At 35.7% G+C, this 17,166-nt stretch carries 21 protein-coding genes; 5 read left to right on the top strand and 16 right to left on the bottom strand.

The window, feature by feature from the left end:
* Positions 1-74 precede the first annotated feature (74 nt).
* The 12 genes from fliW to flgF all read right to left on the bottom strand — a co-directional run bounded on the left by fliW (position 75) and on the right by flgF (position 9,241).
* Positions 75-629: a flagellar assembly protein FliW gene (gene fliW, locus ABMA70_RS08830; protein ID WP_103218682.1), complete on the bottom strand. Its 555-nt coding sequence runs from the start codon at positions 627-629 to the stop codon at positions 75-77.
* A 77-nt stretch (positions 630-706) separates the two neighbouring features.
* Positions 707-940 carry a carbon storage regulator CsrA gene (gene csrA, locus ABMA70_RS08825; RefSeq protein WP_021267493.1) on the bottom strand — a complete coding sequence of 78 codons (234 nt, stop codon included), beginning with the start codon at positions 938-940 and terminating at the stop codon, positions 707-709.
* 116 nt (positions 941-1,056) lie between these two features.
* Positions 1,057-2,094, bottom strand: a complete 1,038-nt coding sequence (gene flgL, locus ABMA70_RS08820; RefSeq protein WP_103218683.1) for a flagellar hook-associated protein FlgL — start codon at positions 2,092-2,094, stop codon at positions 1,057-1,059.
* Positions 2,095-2,110: 16 nt separating this feature from the next.
* Complete coding sequence (gene flgK / locus ABMA70_RS08815; RefSeq protein WP_158246917.1) at positions 2,111-3,577, bottom strand: flagellar hook-associated protein FlgK; 1,467 nt, start codon at positions 3,575-3,577, stop codon at positions 2,111-2,113.
* 11 nt (positions 3,578-3,588) lie between these two features.
* The gene (locus tag ABMA70_RS08810; RefSeq protein ID WP_103218685.1) at positions 3,589-4,092 is read right to left on the bottom strand and encodes a flagellar protein FlgN; all 504 of its coding nucleotides are present in this window, start codon (positions 4,090-4,092) and stop codon (positions 3,589-3,591) included.
* Positions 4,092-4,424, bottom strand: a complete 333-nt coding sequence (gene flgM / locus ABMA70_RS08805) for a flagellar biosynthesis anti-sigma factor FlgM (RefSeq protein ID WP_103218686.1) — start codon at positions 4,422-4,424, stop codon at positions 4,092-4,094. The genes ABMA70_RS08810 and flgM overlap by 1 nt, the downstream gene beginning before the upstream one ends.
* A complete protein-coding gene (locus ABMA70_RS08800; protein WP_103218687.1) occupies positions 4,417-4,860 on the bottom strand; it encodes a hypothetical protein in 444 nt (147 codons plus the stop codon). The genes flgM and ABMA70_RS08800 overlap by 8 nt, the downstream gene beginning before the upstream one ends.
* Positions 4,861-4,989: 129 nt before the next feature.
* A complete protein-coding gene (locus ABMA70_RS08795) occupies positions 4,990-5,994 on the bottom strand; it encodes a flagellar basal body P-ring protein FlgI (RefSeq protein WP_103218688.1) in 1,005 nt (334 codons plus the stop codon).
* A gap of 3 nt (positions 5,995-5,997) precedes the next feature.
* Positions 5,998-6,747, bottom strand: a complete 750-nt coding sequence (locus ABMA70_RS08790; RefSeq protein WP_103218689.1) for a flagellar basal body L-ring protein FlgH — start codon at positions 6,745-6,747, stop codon at positions 5,998-6,000.
* Entirely contained in the window at positions 6,744-7,586 is an 843-nt protein-coding gene (gene flgA, locus ABMA70_RS08785; RefSeq protein ID WP_103218690.1) for a flagellar basal body P-ring formation chaperone FlgA, read from the bottom strand. Before flgA ends, ABMA70_RS08790 begins: the two co-directional genes overlap by 4 nt.
* 17 nt (positions 7,587-7,603) lie before the next feature.
* Positions 7,604-8,449, bottom strand: coding sequence for a flagellar basal-body rod protein FlgG (flgG, locus tag ABMA70_RS08780; protein WP_233189729.1), 846 nt, complete (start codon positions 8,447-8,449; stop codon positions 7,604-7,606).
* A gap of 6 nt (positions 8,450-8,455) precedes the next feature.
* Positions 8,456-9,241 (bottom strand): flagellar basal-body rod protein FlgF, encoded by a 786-nt coding sequence (flgF, locus tag ABMA70_RS08775; protein WP_103218691.1) that lies wholly within the window; start codon positions 9,239-9,241, stop codon positions 8,456-8,458.
* A gap of 182 nt (positions 9,242-9,423) precedes the next feature.
* On the opposite strand from flgF, the gene xseB reads away from it, so the two are divergent.
* The 4 genes from xseB to ABMA70_RS08755 all read left to right on the top strand — a co-directional run bounded on the left by xseB (position 9,424) and on the right by ABMA70_RS08755 (position 14,106).
* Positions 9,424-9,633 carry an exodeoxyribonuclease VII small subunit gene (xseB, locus tag ABMA70_RS08770; RefSeq protein ID WP_199177562.1) on the top strand — a complete coding sequence of 70 codons (210 nt, stop codon included), beginning with the start codon at positions 9,424-9,426 and terminating at the stop codon, positions 9,631-9,633.
* Complete coding sequence (locus ABMA70_RS08765; RefSeq protein WP_392994121.1) at positions 9,626-10,405, top strand: hypothetical protein; 780 nt, start codon at positions 9,626-9,628, stop codon at positions 10,403-10,405. The genes xseB and ABMA70_RS08765 overlap by 8 nt, the downstream gene beginning before the upstream one ends.
* On the top strand, positions 10,402-13,143 hold the full coding sequence (locus tag ABMA70_RS08760; RefSeq protein ID WP_392994124.1) for a penicillin-binding protein 1A: 2,742 nt from the start codon (positions 10,402-10,404) through the stop codon (positions 13,141-13,143). Before ABMA70_RS08765 ends, ABMA70_RS08760 begins: the two co-directional genes overlap by 4 nt.
* 72 nt (positions 13,144-13,215) lie before the next feature.
* Positions 13,216-14,106, top strand: coding sequence for an energy transducer TonB (locus ABMA70_RS08755; protein WP_103218694.1), 891 nt, complete (start codon positions 13,216-13,218; stop codon positions 14,104-14,106).
* A gap of 3 nt (positions 14,107-14,109) precedes the next feature.
* On the opposite strand, the gene ABMA70_RS08750 is transcribed toward ABMA70_RS08755, so the two are convergent.
* From ABMA70_RS08750 to ABMA70_RS08735, 4 genes are all read right to left on the bottom strand, one after another.
* Positions 14,110-14,403: a hypothetical protein gene (locus ABMA70_RS08750; protein ID WP_021267699.1), complete on the bottom strand. Its 294-nt coding sequence runs from the start codon at positions 14,401-14,403 to the stop codon at positions 14,110-14,112.
* A gap of 187 nt (positions 14,404-14,590) precedes the next feature.
* A complete protein-coding gene (gene gcvH, locus ABMA70_RS08745; protein WP_103218695.1) occupies positions 14,591-14,971 on the bottom strand; it encodes a glycine cleavage system protein GcvH in 381 nt (126 codons plus the stop codon).
* Positions 14,971-16,041 carry a glycine cleavage system aminomethyltransferase GcvT gene (gcvT, locus tag ABMA70_RS08740; protein ID WP_392994128.1) on the bottom strand — a complete coding sequence of 357 codons (1,071 nt, stop codon included), beginning with the start codon at positions 16,039-16,041 and terminating at the stop codon, positions 14,971-14,973. Before gcvT ends, gcvH begins: the two co-directional genes overlap by 1 nt.
* 16 nt (positions 16,042-16,057) lie before the next feature.
* Positions 16,058-16,921, bottom strand: coding sequence for a bifunctional 5,10-methylenetetrahydrofolate dehydrogenase/5,10-methenyltetrahydrofolate cyclohydrolase (locus ABMA70_RS08735; protein ID WP_392994130.1), 864 nt, complete (start codon positions 16,919-16,921; stop codon positions 16,058-16,060).
* Between the two features lie 63 nt (positions 16,922-16,984).
* On the opposite strand from ABMA70_RS08735, the gene ABMA70_RS08730 reads away from it, so the two are divergent.
* A complete protein-coding gene (locus tag ABMA70_RS08730; RefSeq protein ID WP_021267658.1) occupies positions 16,985-17,158 on the top strand; it encodes a hypothetical protein in 174 nt (57 codons plus the stop codon).
* Positions 17,159-17,166 lie beyond the last annotated feature (8 nt).

Genomic DNA, 17,166 nt, shown 5'->3' with positions numbered 1-17,166 from the left:
TCTAAAATTTAAAAATAAAAAAAGCACCATTACTGGTGCTTTTCTTTTATATGATTTCTTTTTGGGAAATTGAATTAAGCTTCTGCTGAGTGATCAACTGAAGTTTCTGTTGAAGAAGATTGCTCAACAACAGTTGGCTCAGTAGCAACACTTACATTTGTACGAACTGAATCATCAGAGTGGAAATTCATGATCGACTTTTTTAATGCATTGTACATTTCAAATTTAACTTCAAGCTTGTTGTCTTGAAGAACAATTTGACGAGCTTTATGTGAATCATTGTTAATAATGATTGGTGCCTTAAGGTTTGCAGACATTTGAGTTACATCCGTAGGAATCGTTAGGATTGTATAAACGCTTGCATTAGAAAGGTTTTCTAGTTTTAGGCTATTTAGCTCAGCCGGTAGTAGGCTTATTGAATAATCATCTTTAAAAATTTTTGGCTCAATGATTGGGAATGCTGTTGCACCGTCATCAGTTGATTGTAGCCATAGGATTAGAGTTTGATCGCCTGGATCAACAACAAAGAAATCCTTAAGGTTTTCAAAACCAAGAATACCTTCTTCGAACTTGATGATATCTTTATTGTTTACTTCTAATTCCCCAAATCGTGTTGTGCTTACTTTCACTGTCGTTCCTCCGAATTCAAGTTAAAGAACTTGATAACAGATTTTAGCAGCCGTAGGGGCAAAAGAGCAAGCGGAATTTATTTCTTGTTGCGCAACGCATCCGTTAAGTCACTCAGACTTTCTGGGCCAGCTTGGGAAGCTTCGTAATTTTGTTCCTGGATAGCTTTATAGACTTCTTCGCGGTGAATTTTCGTTTCTTTTGGGGCCTTTATACCAAGACGAACTTGTTTGCCTTTAATTTGCACAACGACAATCTTAATATGATCGTCGATCGCTATACTTTCCCCTAGCTTCCTTGTTAAAACCAGCATTTCACATCCTCAATTTTGAACCGTCCTGATTCATCAGGTAATGGTTCATATATTATTCATAACTTTAAAAATCAAGTAAAAAATCAACTAAATAAAAAAAAAGTAGCAGCAGCGTGTTAGCGTAGAAAGTCCAATAGGTTCTTGTTTAAGAGCCCCTCGGAAGTTTTGTACGCTGTTTTTAAGATCTCTTGTTGACGCGTAATGTCTGAGAATAACTCAGTTACATCTGCATCGACGAGCTTGCTCTTTCTTTCCATATTGTCGATATTATTTGCTTCAATCGAGTTCACGTTGGCCATAACTGAACTTGCAACTGAACCTACACGTGTTCGCAATGTAACGAGACGTGTTACCGCTGTATCAAATTTTTCTAAAAGATTTTGAATTTGATCAGGGTCATTATTTTCTAGAGAGATAGCTAGAGAATCGAGTAGTCCAAAAATATTGGCCGATTCTTTATATTTTCCAGCATCTTCACTGATTGGTGCTGATGCAATCTCTCGGTTATTTTCATCGGACATAATTTCACGATTTTTACTTTTTTCTCGTGAATCTGCCATCTCGGGAAATTTCTCCAGAGGATGCTTAACTTGTGAATCTGTTTCTGATTCGGCCATAAAAACTTCCTTGCCGTGCAGGTTAACCTGAACGAAGAAGTCTTTACCCACCTCAAGAGTGATATGACCATTATCTCCCTTGTACTCACCATTTTCATTAAATGGAGTATCGAGAGTTTTAAAGCCAGAGAAAATATAGCGCTGTCCTACTCGTTTGTTAGCAATCGATAGGGCAAGGTTTCGAAGTTGGTGAACTTCGTTTGCAACGTTATTTCTCACATCTTCATTATAAATATCTGAAGACTGTGCAATTGCAATCTCTTTGGCCTTACCAAGAATATCTGTTAAATTTTCGAGAGCTTTCTCTGTGATATTTAATTGAAGAAGTGCAAAGTCTGCATTTCGCTTAAATTGAGAATTATCTTTAGTAACACTTGAGATTTGAAGTGCTTCAATATTTGCTGCAGGATTATCTGAAGGTTTACGCATACTCTTAAGAGTCGTTCCCTTCATTTGCAGGTCTTCCATCTTAGACTTGTGCTTGTTAAGCGTATGCCTAATTGAAAGAGTCGTTGAATTTTCTGACACTCTAGTCATTTTTCAATAATCCTAATTACTGCTTAATTGATAAAACAGTATCAAACATTTCATTTGCAGTTTTCATTACTTTAGCAGCAGCTTCGTACGCGTGCTGGTACTTAATCATATTTGCCGCTTCTTCATCGATTGAAACACCACTAATTCTTTCGCGAATAGAATTCGCTTGTGCAAGAAGTCCCTCAGATTGTTCAGCATCGAGTTTTGCCTTACCAGTTTCAAGTCCGACACTACCAACAGTTTTAAGATAATCTTCTTCTAATGTTGCTGTTCCACCGGCCATTAATCTTTCGTGTTGTAGCTTAGAAATTGCGATGGCAACACGGTTATCCCCGGGGCTATTTGGTGATAGTGCCGTTGCGATATTAGATATATCTGATTTAATAGCATCACTTAAATCAATGTTAAGTGCAGCACCTTCTATTTTCATTGGTGTAGAGAAAAAGTTATTACCAGTTGTTGGACCTTTATTATCCATTGCAGCTGGGTTTCCATTAGCATCAGTTTGAATTTCACGATTCACATATCCTCTTCTATGGATAGCGTTAACATAATTCATGAAATCATAAGCTGTCTGATCTAGTTTTTCTTTTAATTGCTTGATGTCGTTATTACGAACTTTAATAACTGCACCTAGAGATCCACCTTGGAACTTTTCTGTGATCTGTTGACCTGAGCGGCTTTCCCAGAAGATTTCCATTGAACCATCTTGGCCATTTGTCGACTCATCTTTACCAAATACATATGTTCCAAGTTTTTGTGCTTGGGCAGCAGTAACAAGTGTACCAACCCCTGGAGATTGTACGTTATAATTTCCACGCTCATCTTGATAAGTATGAATTTTAATAATTTTCGATAGTTCTTTTACAGATACATCTCGCTGATCTCGAAGATCTCCAGTTTCGTCACCCGTTGCTTCAAGTTCTCTAATTTTTCTGTTTAGAAGTGCAATCGAATCAATATGTTGATTTGCATCCTTAACAGAGATTGCAATTTTATCATCAATACTCTTAGAGATTTCATCTAGAGTCTCAGCAATTCTTCTAAAGTCTTTTACGATTAGTTGAGCTTTGTCACGTACAACGGAACGTACTGTTTCGTTTTCTGGTTGATTCGCAAGATCACGAAAAGAGTTGAAGAAATTGTTAAGGATTTGATTTAATCCTTCATTATCGATTTCGTTAAAGATATCTTCAACGCGACTCATTTGTTCAGCTCTGTTATTGTAGTACGATTCACTACTTTGACTATCTCGTAATTTTCTTTCAACGAATTTATCGTGAACACGATTAATACTTTTAATTCTTGTACCACTACCAGTAATTAAACCATCTTTGATCAGTGGCATATTTGATTGTTGGTGAACACGTTGACGAGAGTAGCCTTCTGTATTTGCATTGGAAATATTATGCGACGTCACCTCTAGTGATTTTTTAGAGGCGTTAAGTCCTGTATTCGCAATGTTTAACAGACGTGTAGACAAATAAGCTCCAATTAAGGATTTCGCTCAAGCGATCTTTGCTGAGTGATACCCTTGGCATTATATGTAGATACTGTCTTAGTACCCATTGCACTTTCTCTAATCTCGCGAAGAGAGTTTAGCGCTTTGTTAATAAATAATTGGTTCTTCTTGTTTTGAGTTTGAATTTTTTCAATGATATCAACCAAAAGACCATTGAATCGAAAAAGATGTTTTCCTTCTTTTTCAGCTTCAAACTTTGAGAAAAAATCAATAAGATCTGTAATCGAATTAATTTTTAATTCTTTATAATCCCTTTGAATATTTGCAAGAATTTGATTTCTTGCTTTTTCATTTACTTCTATTTTTGAAATGATTCCTGACTTTTCAGCAACCTTTTCTTCTAGTTCATCTATCTTGCTATCAAGTAGGAGAGCGTATTCATCACAAGTTAAGTCAAATAGCTTGTAGTGAAGTTCACACTGTGACTTCCAGATATCTGTGATTTGAAAGTAATATGTAGCTAGTTGCGTTTTCATTATACTCCGAACTCTTCCCCAAGAATTTTGTCTGCCATTTTGTCGTAATCCATTTTGTAGTTACCACCTTGGATTTGCGCTTTAAGTGCAGCAATTTTTGCAGAGTTATCAATCTCGGGAGCTGCATCAACAGCTTTCTTGATGTGAGCAAAGTCTTTTACAGCATCTGGAATAGAAACTCTGGCATCATTTCTTGTTTGGTTATCGATGTAAGCTTTTTGAGCGATCGTATTTCTTTGAACTGGAGCTTGCTTTTGGATCTCTTGCGATCTATCGGCCGTAGTCTTAGCATTTGGAAAGAAACTTGATCTCGTATTTGTTACACTACTCATACTTTACTCCAATTTGTTTTGCCTGCTTCATTGCTATTCCTTGAGAAGGTTGAGTTGGTCCCTCTTCAATGCGAATTTGGTTCTGTGCATACTTATTTTTATTGTCCAAATAATTCTGATAATTCTGTTCATTCCTCATATGCTTTGGATAAATCTCATTCAAAATCATCTTCTGTATTTGGCTGTCTTCTTTAACAAGTGCTTTAGCACGTTCACTTGTTATTAGACCGTTATAGAAATTACCTGCTGTACTTTGTACGCCACTGTTAAGTGACTTAGTCATTTCTTTAACCATTAACTCGTTAAATTGTGCTTCAAGCCCTTGGGCAGCACCTTTGATCTCTTCAGGAATATAGTTTTCAGAATTTACAGGACGAACAGAATTTTGTGCATTTCTGTTTTGAATTTGTGGTCTATGAATTTTGATTTCATTCATAATACTCATCCTGAGTTTCTGGCCGCTCAATCCTTGAAAAGCCCATTATCATTAATATTTTAACATTTTTTTTAGTTTTTTTATACCTAGCCTAAAAAAATGGTAAAAAATGCTATTTGACATTGAAAGTTAAATTAGCTCAATTTCTCCAACTAGAGCACCATTTCTCTTAAGTGCTTGAAAAATCGAAATTAGATCTTCAGGTGTGGCCCCCAATGCATTCAAGCTTTTAACGAGATCATTTAGTGTAGTAGTCTTGTCAACTAGTCGTACATTTCCTTCACTCGTATCTTTCTTTTTGTCATTTACTTGAATATTTAAACCACCATGAGAAATTGCAACAGCTTTAACTGCAATATCTCCACCAGCTACAATTGTACCAGTTCTCTCGTTGATGATAATCTTCGCAATGCGATCCGTATGAACTTTAAAGTTTTCGATGATTGCTAGAAGTTGTACAATTTTTCTTTGGTACTGTATTGGTACAATAATATCAACAGTATTTGAGTCCTTTGCTATGGCATATTTTCCACCTAGCTCTTGATTAATTGTTTTCTCAATTCTAGCAGCTGTTGTGAAGTCTGGACTTTTCAGTGCTAATCGCAGTGATTTCTTCTTATCAAAATCTAATTGTAGCTCGCGTTCAACAATTGCTCCTTGAGGAATAAGTCCTGTCGTAGCAAATTTTTTACCGTTTTCTAAACCACCAATTGAAATTGATCCATTTGCTACAGCATATACGTTTCCATCACCACCTTTAAGAGGAGTGATAAGAAGTGTTCCACCTGCTAATGAAGAAGCATCACCAATAGATGAAACTTTAACATCCATTTTTTGACCAACTCTACTAAAAGACGGAAGTTCAGCTGTAACAATTACGGCAGCTACATTCTTTGAACTAATTTCATTTTGTGGGTTAAGTCCAAGCTTTTGAAACATACGCTTTAGAGATGTATTAGTTACTTCACCACCACCATCACCGGTTCCATTTAATCCTACGACTAAACCGTAACCAACGATCGGATTGTTTCGGACGCCTTTAACATCGACAAGATCTTTTAAACGGCTCATTTTGGCTTCAATATGTGTTCCAAAAGATAGAAGAATAAGACCAAAGATTAACTTTTTAAACATCAATTACCTCAATACCGTTACAGAGCTTTCTAAGAATTTTGTTGAATCAATTGTGTCGTCTTCATTAATATCTTTACGCGATATTAATGCTTGTAACTCAACAAGGTGTTTACGATTTTTAAATAAAACATTTTTTTGACCGCGAACAAGTAAGTGGTCACGGCTAATCTCTTCGACAATTACTCCTGAGATTTTGTCGTGAACTTTGTTAGATGCACTCATGTCTTCGCCCTCTTCAGCAGTTGTGTTAGCTTGGGCCTGACCTGGTGTTGTAGTCTGTGTTGTACTTTCTGGAGTTTGTCCACCAAGAGAAGGTACTGGAGGGAAAGCTCTTTTTAGTTCCATCGTGATGTCATTTTTAAGACGAGTTTGCACATTTACTAAAATAATATCACCATTTCTCTTCCACTTGTTTTTAGTAAATAGATAGTTCTCATTTCCGTTTCCGGCCCAAAGGCTACCGGTGTTTCCTTGATCATGGAAGCTATTAGCGGTTACTCTTTTTGGTTGTGCTGCTATTTGATTGTTGTTGTACTTTCTTTGCACCTGAGGTGTCATATTTGGCGTATTTGAAGAAGTCTTCCTTCTGTCAGGGTAAGAGTTTCGATATTGGTCAAATGTATTATCAACATTTGCTCTTTTTTGTTCAAGCTCTCTTTGGTTAACCCCGTCAAGCTCGTTGTACATTTTGTTAATGTAGTTAGCACAAGATGTTGTTAATAGTGCTAATGTTAAAAATAAAATTTTTCTCATAAATCTACCTTCACTTCATTGAGTCCAATTACTTTCGCTGTGAATACTTTATTTGTTTTAATGTTTTTCACTTTGATAAAATCTTGTAGCTTGCCTGTTGACATTGGAAGAGCTTGTCCTGTCAGTTTGATACCATTGGTGTTAAGTATGACTTTCACTGGAACGCCAAAAGAGACTAGGTTAATAGGGGATAAGTCTCTCTTATTAATAGTTTCACCCGGAGAGATAATTTTATTAGATTTATAAAATGCTATCTCTTCTAAGTTTTTGAATACAGCTTTTTCATCTGTTGTATAAATTGTCTTCTCTTCAACATTATTTGTGTTGATTGATTTAAAGTTAAGACCAATTTCATTTTTTGCAACAATAGCTTTAATAGGCTTTTGAACAATTATTTCAAACCACTTAGCTACGCCATCAACAGATACTTTAAGTTTATTATGACCAAGCTTGTTACACTCATTGCACATGAGCTCAATTGTTGTAAGGTTATCTGTTTGAAGAGTTTTAATAGGAGATCGTGATTTGAAATTAACTTTCCAATCGTCTTGAATTGTAAACTGAGTTTTTACAATATCTTCCAAATCGATAATGACGGAATCTTTTGTCAGTAGATTTATGTCATTCTGCTTTAGGTCTCTGCTGTGATTCAAATAGAAGTTTCCACGTGCAGAGATAAGCATTTCGTTTAAGATCTCTAGTTGAGAACGGTTACAATTTTGTGATTCATATGGAATCTCAGAGTTTTCGACACGATAATTCTTTTGTGCCAGAGAAATCTCGCAAGAGTTCGCATAAGAAAAGCTTGTTATAAATGTTAGAAGAATTAGTTTAAACACTCTCTCTCAACTTCCTATTATCTTGTAATATTGTTTACTGTTTGTAGCATTTGGTCTGCTACTCCCATTACTTTTGAGTTCATTTCATATGCCCTTTGGGCCTTGATAAGATCTGTCATTTCATTCATAAGACTAACATTTGCCATTTCAAGTGCACCCTGTTGCATTGAACCTGCATTATTTGTTCCTGCAATTCCTTGAATTGGTTGTCCACTTGCTGTTGTTTGACGATAGAAGTTCCCACCATCATTGTGTAGGCCTGGGTTATTTACAAATGTGAATACTGGAATTTGACCAACAACTTGTGGTTCAACTTGACCATTGAAGTATGCTTCAACGTTTCCATCGTTTCCGATACTCACAGATGCTACACCTGGTGGAAATGTAATTCCTGGAAATACTTGGTAACCCTGTTTAGAAACAAGTTGTCCTTGTGCATTTACATTGAATGCACCATCTCTTGTATAAACAATTTGTCCATTTGGTTTAATGATTCCAAAGAAGCCATCACCATTGATCATTAGATCAAATGGGTTATTTGTGATTTTTGGTGCTCCGGCCGAAAATACTTTTCTGACACCACTAATTTTCGATCCTGAACCTACTTGTACACCTACTGTGTAATTTGAGTTTGCATCCGAACGTGATCCAGCTTCTGTAATTGTTTCATACATAAGATCTTCAGATTCAGCTCTTTGCTTCTTGTACCCAATTGTATTTAAGTTAGCGACGTTGTTAGAGATTGTGTTAACGTGCATCTCCTGAGTGGCCATCCCTGTTGCTGCAATATTAAGGGCCTTCATCATTCCAAATGAATAACGGGCCATGAGTAAGAATGTAATAAAAAGAACAATATTTTTCATACTACCTCAAAATTTGATCATTTCATTAACTGACTTAGAGCTAATTTGATCATAAGTTTTAATTGCTTTTTGTATTGATTCAAAATGACGGTGAGCTTTAATTAGCTCAGACATCTCAGACACGGCATTTACATTTGATTGTTCAATAAAGCCTTGGTGGACTGATGTATTAATCTGTTCTTTCAGATTACCTTCATTATTATTGATATAAAGTGAATTGCCTTCTTTTCTTAGTGCATGCATATCATTGAATTCAGCAATATTTAGTGAACCAACTTGATTGTTATTAGCGTAGACTGCACCATCTAGAGCAAATGTAATATTTCTCGTTCCAGGTGGAACTGATATTGGTTGGTTATCTTCTCTGTTTAAAACAGGATAGCCTTGCTGTGTTGTGATAACACCATCTTGACGTAGTGAAAGAGTTCCGCGCCTTGTGTAGCGCACACCTTTAGGTGTTTCTATGGCGAGAAATCCATTTCCACGAAGTCCAATATCTAACGGATTGCTAGTAGGAGATAATGTACCTTGCGTAAAATTTGTGAATGATCCATCTACCTTAACCATGGCATGCTCTGCTCCATAGCTTCGATAGAAGTCTTCAGGGGCCCATTCCTTATTAGGTAAATCAATATCTTCAACACCTTTATCTAGTGCTGTTAAGTATTCTTTGAAAGCGAGTTGATCTTTTTTAAATCCAGGCGTGTTTGCGTTTGCAACATTATTGGCAATTGTATCAACTTTCTGTTGTTGTGCGATTGCACCGGATAGCGGTACCCATAATTCTTTCATCTGCCCTCCTGGCAAATTCTTCTTTAACTATACCAATCGGGGTGCCAAATTACCTACATAGGTAAAAATGACCCATGATGTAAGTAGTGATTATCACACCTTTTTATTTAAAGAATATGCAAAGTATGGGAATATTAGTTCACATTGGAATTATTAATGTTGAATTTATGACACGGTGAGATATGGCCAAGAAAATTGATATTGAACAAAATTTAAAGAGATTAGAAGAACTAGTTCACGGACTTGAGTCGGGAGAACTTACTCTAGACGATAGTTTAAAAAACTTTGAAGAAGGGGTTAAGCTATATACTGATAGTAAGGGCTACTTAGAAAAAGTTGAAAAGAAAGTTCTAGAATTAACAGATAAGTTAGAAGAAAAAGAAATTGAATAAGCTAAATTTCATTCTTATATTTTTTGTTTTTGTCTTCTTAAGTAATACTTGCCAAAAACAACCTGAAGAAGAACAAAGAGTGGTCACAATTTCACTCGATGCAGAGGAAACAAATATTATTCCTTCTGTCGATGAGCAGTCATCTTATACTGAGTATGGGCCTGGTCAGGTCAATCCAAATACACAAGCGTTACAAACTTCTGAAAAAATCAATACAGTAGGAATCATTATTGGTGCAAGTTCAGATTTTGATACTGATGTTATGGACTATGTTTCATGCCTGCTTAAAAATGATGTGAAAATTAATTTTGTTGCTGGTATTGGTAGTTCTTCGGCAATAGCAGCAATGTTAGCTCAAACAAAGAAGCCTGAACTTGTTAAGTGGAAGTTCTTTAGATTGAAAGAACGTACGAATGCACAAGAAATTGTAGAAAATTTAGAGCTAGATGCTAGGACAATAAAGAAGTCTAGTATCGCCTACTACTTAACAACAGTAGGAGTGAACGGTAATATCACATTTATGACGAAGGGTAATATTGTCGAAGGCTTAAAAAATAATATTGAAAATAATAAGAAAATACTGGCCGCTCAAATTGAAATAACAAATGAAGATATCGCTCGTTTAATTGCCCAGAGAGTGTTCGTGTTTTCATATGAGAAAAACTTATCGGTTTCGAAAAATCAGATAAATGGTAAAATGATTCAAATCAATATGCCTAAGCAAAATTTTAGCTTAATGAAGAAGTGTGAAATTATAAAAGAGAATTTATGAAACATTTAAAAAGATTATTAGTATTAATGTCCTTCTTGGTTTTATTTGGAGGATTATTTGTTTTTTCGATACTAGTATACTTTTCTTTTACGTTACCAAAAATTAGTAGTCTTGCAGATTATAATCCACCAATTAAATCGAAAATTCTTTCAAAAGATGGTGTTGTTTTATATGACATTGGAAAAGAGAATAGAGAAGTCGTTGAGTTTAATGAGATACCTCCACGAATTGTTGATTCCTTCTTATCTGCAGAAGATTCAAATTTCTACAATCATGATGGTGTTGATTACTTTGGAGTACTAAGGGCTCTAGTCGCTAACTTGAAAGCGGGGCGTGTTGTTCAGGGTGGTTCAACAATTACGCAACAGGTAGCTAAGTCACTTTTACTTTCATCAGAAAGATCAATTACAAGAAAGATTAAAGACTTTCTTTTAGCTCAAAAAATTGAAAAGAGATTTAATAAGGAAGAGATTTTATTTCTTTATCTAAACCAAGTTTATCTTGGTGGTGGATACTATGGAGTAAAGTCTGCATTTCGTGGCTACTTTAATAAGGAATTAAATGAAGCAACCGTTGCTGAGTCTGCACTAATTGCAGGGCTACTTGTTGCTCCTGGTAAGTATTCTCCTTATCGTAATCCACAACATGCAAAAACGAGACAGGCATATGTTCTTGGCCGTATGTTTGCGAATAAGAAAATTACTAAAGAAGAATATCAGGCTGCCCTAAAAGAAAAAATCAAGTATCAGCTTAGAAAGAATAGTCCATTCCTTGCGGGATATTTCACTGACTGGGTACGTAGACAGGCAATTGATATTGTTGGAGAAGAGAAGTTTTTAACTGAAGGCTTCACTGTTCAGACAACTCTTAATTATGACCTTCAAAAGACTGCTGAAGAAAATATCAAGATCGGTGCAGAAGAAATTGATAAACGCCAAGGTTTCCAAGGACCAATCGGTCATATCGAACTAGAAGAACTTGATAAGTATATTGAAGAGTTTCGAGTTGAGCTTTACAAAGATAAGTCTAATTATTTTACACTTTCTGAAAATAATGAAAGGGAATATGAACTGCAATTAAAAGAAGATGAGCTCGCAGTACTTAAGGAGTTCACACAAGAGCATATGTCAAAGCTCTACTCTTCGAGATTCTATCCTGGTTATAATGCTGATGATCAGTTATTAGGTCAACTTGAAAAGGATAAGTTATATAAAGCAGTAGTGCTTCGTCTTGATGGCCGTATGAGAAATATTATTATTTCTGTAGGTGGTATTACTGGAGTTATCCCTTATGAATCATTTCGTTGGGCACACGAAAGAAAATATACGGATGCACGTAAGTATTTCCCATATATAAAGAACCCTAATGATATTTTAAAGAAAGGGGATATTATTCATGTGAAGATTAAAGATTTCAGCACGAAGTTTTCAGAACATGTCTATTCACAATATGCCAATACTTATAAAAAGCTAAAAGATTATAAAACATTAGAAGAGCAAATGTATTTAGAGTGTACGCTTGAGCAAGAACCTAAAGTTCAAGCAGCTTTAATGAGTTTGAACCCATTTACTGGTGAAGTGATTTCAATGGTTGGTGGTGTTGATTTCGATAAAAGTGAATTTAACCGTGCACTACAATCTAAGCGTCAACCAGGTTCTGCCTTTAAACCGCTTCTGTTTGCCGCTGCTTTAGAAAATGGTTATCAACCCAATACAATCATTCTTGATACTCCAGAAGCTCTTGGAGGAGCTAATCAGGCTCTTAATTGGAAACCAAGAAATTATGATGGTAAATTTAAAGGTCCAATGACTTTTAGAGAGTCACTTGAATACAGTCGAAATATTCCAACAATTAAGATTGCTCTCGATCTTGGAATGGATAAAATTTTCAACTATCTAGATCGAATCAATTTTCATGCAGATATGCCAAATGATATGTCGATTTCTCTTGGCTCTTTTGGTGTAACGTTACTAGAAATGATTCGTGCATACTCTATCTTCCCTAATGGAGGAAAGAAGGTTCTGCCGAAATCAATTATTTCAATTACAGATAGAAATGGAAAAGAGTATTACTTCCAAGATGACTTTGCGACTCAGTCAAAACTTGAGCTAGAAAAATTAGCTAAAGAGTCAAAGAATCTAAATCAAACTGACAATGTACGTGAGAAAGAAGGTGATTCTCATAATGAGTTTGAAAAAGAAGCAGTCAATCCGTATTTATTAAATTTAGATGAAGAACAGGTATACGATCCAAGATTAGCATTTATTATGACTAACCTTTTAAAGGGTGTTGTCCATAATGGTACAGGACGAGGCGCTCTAAGTGTAAGTCAATTCTTAGGTGGTAAAACAGGTACAACAAGTAGTTATGTGGATGCTTGGTTCTTAGGATTTTCTCAAAATATCGTAACAGGTGTTTGGACGGGGATGGATGATAACCAAACTATGGGTTGGCCGGAAACAGGAACAAGAGCTTCGATGCCAATTTGGAAATCATATATGCAACGTTCTATTCAGATCTACGGTGAAAGAGACTTCCAAATGCCTCCAGGAATTGTGAATGTTTCGATCGATAAGAAGACAGGTGAGTTAGCAAATGGCTCTGGATCAAAGTTTTTGGAAAGTTTTGTTGAAGGAACTGAACCTGGCTCTAATTCTAAGAATAACTTCTTTAAAAAAGAGGAAAATAGTCAAGAAACAGGTGCAATTCTTGAAGATGACGATTTCTTTAACAATTAATCAAAATATGTAGTAAATTTTTCGATATTTTCTCCGAGAAGGCTAAAGAATACTTAGTTTCTCGGAGACACTTTGGAATTAGTTCATAAAAATCACAAGACATATATATATCTAGCAATAGCTCTATCGCTAGTTGTACATATCTCTTTGATGCCTTCAAAGCTAACTTCAATTTCTTTGTCATTAACTAAACCACAAGAAGAAAAAGAACCTGAGCGAATCCGTCTAAGACTTAATAGAGATAAGCCTCGTCAGATCGTGACAGCCGCCAAGACAAATCAAGAACTCGCAGATGATGCAAAATACTTGAGTGAAACAAATAATAAAGTCGATCGTGAAACGAAGGCCAAGGAAGTTGCTGCATTTAACATCGGTGGTGTCGGTAACTCAAAAATTGATCAAAAGAAACAGGGTTCAAAGACAAAGAAGAAAGAGCAACGTAAAATGACAAAGTCAAAATCTGGTCGAATCAGTTTTGAAGACTTTGCAGTCGCACAAAATTCTCCCCTCCAAAAGGATCAAAACCTAGTTAAAGGTACTAAGACAGGTAGCAAGAACCACAGAGGTATTGCTAGTTCAAATGATCACCTTGAAGATGTTAAATTAGGTGATTTTACTAAACTAAATACAGTTGAATATAAATACTACGGTTTCTACTTCAGAATTAAGCAACAGTTAGAGCAACATTGGGGCGCTACTCTGCGAGAAAAGATGGAGTCCTTATATCGTCAAAATCGTCGTGGACCAGCTGGTGAAAAATTTCTCACAAATGTACGTGTCGTTTTAGATAATGACGGTAAGATTATTAACGTTATTGTAAATGGTACTTCTGGAGTTAAAGAATTAGATGACGCCGCTGTAGAAGCTTTCAATAAAGCCGGGCCATTTCCTAACCCACCATCTGGTTTAGTTAAAAATGGTCACGCAAATATTGATTGGGGTTTTGCAGTTACAAAGAACTAAGTCTTAGTGCTTTGTATTTCCTTTAAGCATCTTCTTAATGTTGTTAATACCTTCCATGAGAACGTAGTCAGTCCAAACCTGATCTAATTCTTTAATCGTTTCAACGATTTTAATAGCGGCTTGATCGTATGAGATACGATCTGTCTCTGCTAGTTGTTGAATGGCATTTGAGATTGCAGCAATAGCAGACGAATTACAAGCTTGGTTTAATCTATCCTCATAAGTAGTATCGATCTTTTTCTCTTTACCCTTGATGATTGCAGTATTGATTAGCTGAATAGATTCTTGATTATGCATTTAATACCTGTCTCTATTTAATGATGAACATTGGAGATTGCGAGTATGAAGCCTTCGTAGGACTTCGTAAAGGAAAAAGTTGGTCAATTGAAAATATTTTTAAGATATAAATTTGTAAGTTACTGAAATAAAAAAATGCCCTCATTTCGAGGGCATATGTAAGAATTTGAAATAGATTTTATTTTGTTTATTCTTGACAAAGGCTTTCGTATTCTTCGTTAGAAAGTAACTCAGAAAGCTCTTCTTGATCTGTAATTTTAACTTTTATCATCCAAGATTCATATGGTTCAGAGTTTAAATTATCTGGTGAATCTGGTAGTTCTTCATTGATTTCAGTGATAACACCTGAAACCGGAATATAAAGATCACTTGCCGATTTAATTGATTCAACAACACCAAAAGTGTCGTCTTTTGAGAACTCTTGACCTACTTCTGGTAGCTCAACAAAAACAATATCACCTAAAGAGTTTTGAGCGAAATCTGTAATACCTACAGTTACGATATCACCTTCAATCTTTGCCCATTCGTGCTCTTTTGTATATTTAAGATCAGTTGGAATATTAGTCATTATTTGTGCCCTCCGGTAACAAATGGTTTTGTATGATAGTTTGAATCTATTACATTCTTTCGAATTTGTATTCTAAATTTCTTATTTTCAGGAAATAAATCACGCTTAACTAGCCCTAGGCAAATCCCTTGAGAGTTAGTTACTGACATCGTACCACTTGTTACTTTACCGATAACTTGATCTTGGTCATTTAGAATCTCGTAACCTTCTCTTGGAATACCTTTATCAATAGAAAGTTTAACTAGTCTATAGTTTGCAGCGGCTTCTAATAGCGCTTCCTTTCCAATAAATTTTTCTTTATTTAGTTTAACAGTCCACTTTAGGGCAGCATCGAGTGGAGTTAATTCGTCATTAAGCTCATGGCCATATAGTGGATAACAAACTTCAAGTCTAAGAACATCACGTGATGCTAGGCCACAAGGTGTAACTTGTGCACTTAAAAGATCCGACCATAGTTTCTGTATTGTTTCATGTGAACCAAATACTTCGAATCCATCTTCACCTGTGTATCCTGTTCTTGCCATGATTACTGCAGCACCATTCCAATTACTTTCATAAGCAGAGTAGTAAGCAGCATTTTTAACTGAATCAAAACCTAGTTTAGAAAGTACTTCTTCAGTTTTAGGACCTTGAATCGCAAGAAGAGAATAGTCATCAGACTGATTTGTTAGTTCAATATCAAAACCTTCAGTTTTCGAAGATATCCAATTCCAATCTTTTTCAATATTGGCCGCATTTACACAAATTAAAACTTTTTGTTCTTCAAGTTTATATGCAATAAGGTCATCAATTACTGTTCCATTCTCACGGCATAGTGGCGAGTAAACAGCTTTTCCTGTTTCCGCATTAGTAAAATCGTTAGTGATAACATAGTCAACGAAGGCTACAGCATCTGGACCAGTTACAAAGAATTCACCCATATGTGAAACATCGAAAACACCGATGTTGCTTCTTACCGCTTCAACTTCTGCTTTTACTCCAGCGTACTGAATAGGCATTTCATATCCTGCAAAGTCTGCCATTTTTGCCTTAAGGTCGCGATGCGCCTGTGTAAGTGATGTTTGTTTCATAAATTTCCTTAGGTTTTTATTTTTTAGCTGCGCTAATTAAATTTTGAGAGACACTGAAGATTGTCATTGGGCCAATTCCTTTAGGAACTGGAGTAATTGCCGCAAGTTGATCTTTTATATTGTCAAAGTCGCAGTCACCGCAAAGTTTGCCATCAATACTTCGATTAATACCGACATCGAAGACAACTTGTGTCTGATCATTTCTGAAATATTCTTTAGTAAAGAGCTTTGGTGAACCAATTGCTGTCACAATAATATCGGCTGATTGAGTTAGCTCTTTTAAGTTTTGAGTTTTAGAGTGTGCAAGTGTAACAGTTGCATTTAAATTTGTTAGGAGAAGTGAAAGTGGTTTCCCAACGATAAGACTTCTTCCAACGATGACAACATTCTTTCCTGTAAAATCAATTCCGTAGTACTTGGCCATTGTAACAATACCTTTTGGCGTACAAGGAATCATTGATGTTTCACCAAGTTGCCCACGGTAAAGCTTAGCAACATTTTCGTAGTGAAAACCATCAACATCTTTATGAGGAACAACAAGGTCTGTTGTATCTACTTGAGAGAGCGATTTTGGTAGTGGAAGTTGTATAAGGATCCCGTGAACTGATGGATCTTTATTAAATTGGTTTACGATTTTGAGGAATTCTTCCTCACTAATCGAATCTTCTAGATTAACGATTTCGCAACTTGCACCAATTTTTTCTGCAAACTTCTTCTTACTATTTGTATAAATAACACTTGCGGGATTATTACCTACAAGAATTACTTTTAAACAAGGTGTCGTACCCATACTTTTTAGGGAGCCACACTCTTCTTTAAGAAGTTCAACCTGCCTTTCTATGACGGGTTGCGCATATAGTAATTTTGTCTCATTTTGCATTATCACATATTATCTTTATAGCTTGGTATTGGCAATTTCAGAATTAAGTCGTATTCAATTGATATGTTTTTTTGGTTAGGACTTGCATTACAATTAATCGGTTTCGCGTCAGTTGGGCTTTGTCTTTTTGTAGGTTTACAAAAAGGTGACTATGAAATGCTTGAGCTCTATCAATTTATTGGTGGATCTGCAGTTTTTTATATTGGCCACATGATAAAAGGCGTAGATCGCTCGTAAATTCGAAT

It is taken from the genome of Halobacteriovorax sp. XZX-3, assembly GCF_043196495.1.
Lineage (GTDB): Bacteria > Bdellovibrionota > Bacteriovoracia > Bacteriovoracales > Bacteriovoracaceae > Halobacteriovorax_A.
Note: the sequence above shows the minus strand (reverse complement) of the source record. Positions and strands in the feature narration are given on the sequence as shown.

What these genes read in the sequence shown, in the direction of transcription:
- flgG (WP_233189729.1), bottom strand. Translation starts at nt 8,449, where the DNA reads ATGAAAAATATTGTTCTTTTTATTACATTCTTACTCATGGCCCGTTAT.
- ABMA70_RS08795 (WP_103218688.1), bottom strand. Translation starts at nt 5,994, where the DNA reads ATGTTTAAAAAGTTAATCTTTGGTCTTATTCTTCTATCTTTTGGAACA.
- xseB (WP_199177562.1), top strand. Translation starts at nt 9,424, where the DNA reads ATGGCCAAGAAAATTGATATTGAACAAAATTTAAAGAGATTAGAAGAA.
- flgL (WP_103218683.1), bottom strand. Translation starts at nt 2,094, where the DNA reads ATGACTAGAGTGTCAGAAAATTCAACGACTCTTTCAATTAGGCATACG.
- gcvT (WP_392994128.1), bottom strand. Translation starts at nt 16,041, where the DNA reads ATGAAACAAACATCACTTACACAGGCGCATCGCGACCTTAAGGCAAAA.
- ABMA70_RS08730 (WP_021267658.1), top strand. Translation starts at nt 16,985, where the DNA reads ATGTTTTTTTGGTTAGGACTTGCATTACAATTAATCGGTTTCGCGTCA.
- gcvH (WP_103218695.1), bottom strand. Translation starts at nt 14,971, where the DNA reads ATGACTAATATTCCAACTGATCTTAAATATACAAAAGAGCACGAATGG.
- ABMA70_RS08760 (WP_392994124.1), top strand. Translation starts at nt 10,402, where the DNA reads ATGAAACATTTAAAAAGATTATTAGTATTAATGTCCTTCTTGGTTTTA.
- flgM (WP_103218686.1), bottom strand. Translation starts at nt 4,424, where the DNA reads ATGAGTAGTGTAACAAATACGAGATCAAGTTTCTTTCCAAATGCTAAG.
- ABMA70_RS08810 (WP_103218685.1), bottom strand. Translation starts at nt 4,092, where the DNA reads ATGAAAACGCAACTAGCTACATATTACTTTCAAATCACAGATATCTGG.
- ABMA70_RS08750 (WP_021267699.1), bottom strand. Translation starts at nt 14,403, where the DNA reads ATGCATAATCAAGAATCTATTCAGCTAATCAATACTGCAATCATCAAG.
- ABMA70_RS08800 (WP_103218687.1), bottom strand. Translation starts at nt 4,860, where the DNA reads ATGAATGAAATCAAAATTCATAGACCACAAATTCAAAACAGAAATGCA.
- ABMA70_RS08735 (WP_392994130.1), bottom strand. Translation starts at nt 16,921, where the DNA reads ATGCAAAATGAGACAAAATTACTATATGCGCAACCCGTCATAGAAAGG.
- csrA (WP_021267493.1), bottom strand. Translation starts at nt 940, where the DNA reads ATGCTGGTTTTAACAAGGAAGCTAGGGGAAAGTATAGCGATCGACGAT.
- flgF (WP_103218691.1), bottom strand. Translation starts at nt 9,241, where the DNA reads ATGAAAGAATTATGGGTACCGCTATCCGGTGCAATCGCACAACAACAG.
- ABMA70_RS08790 (WP_103218689.1), bottom strand. Translation starts at nt 6,747, where the DNA reads ATGAGAAAAATTTTATTTTTAACATTAGCACTATTAACAACATCTTGT.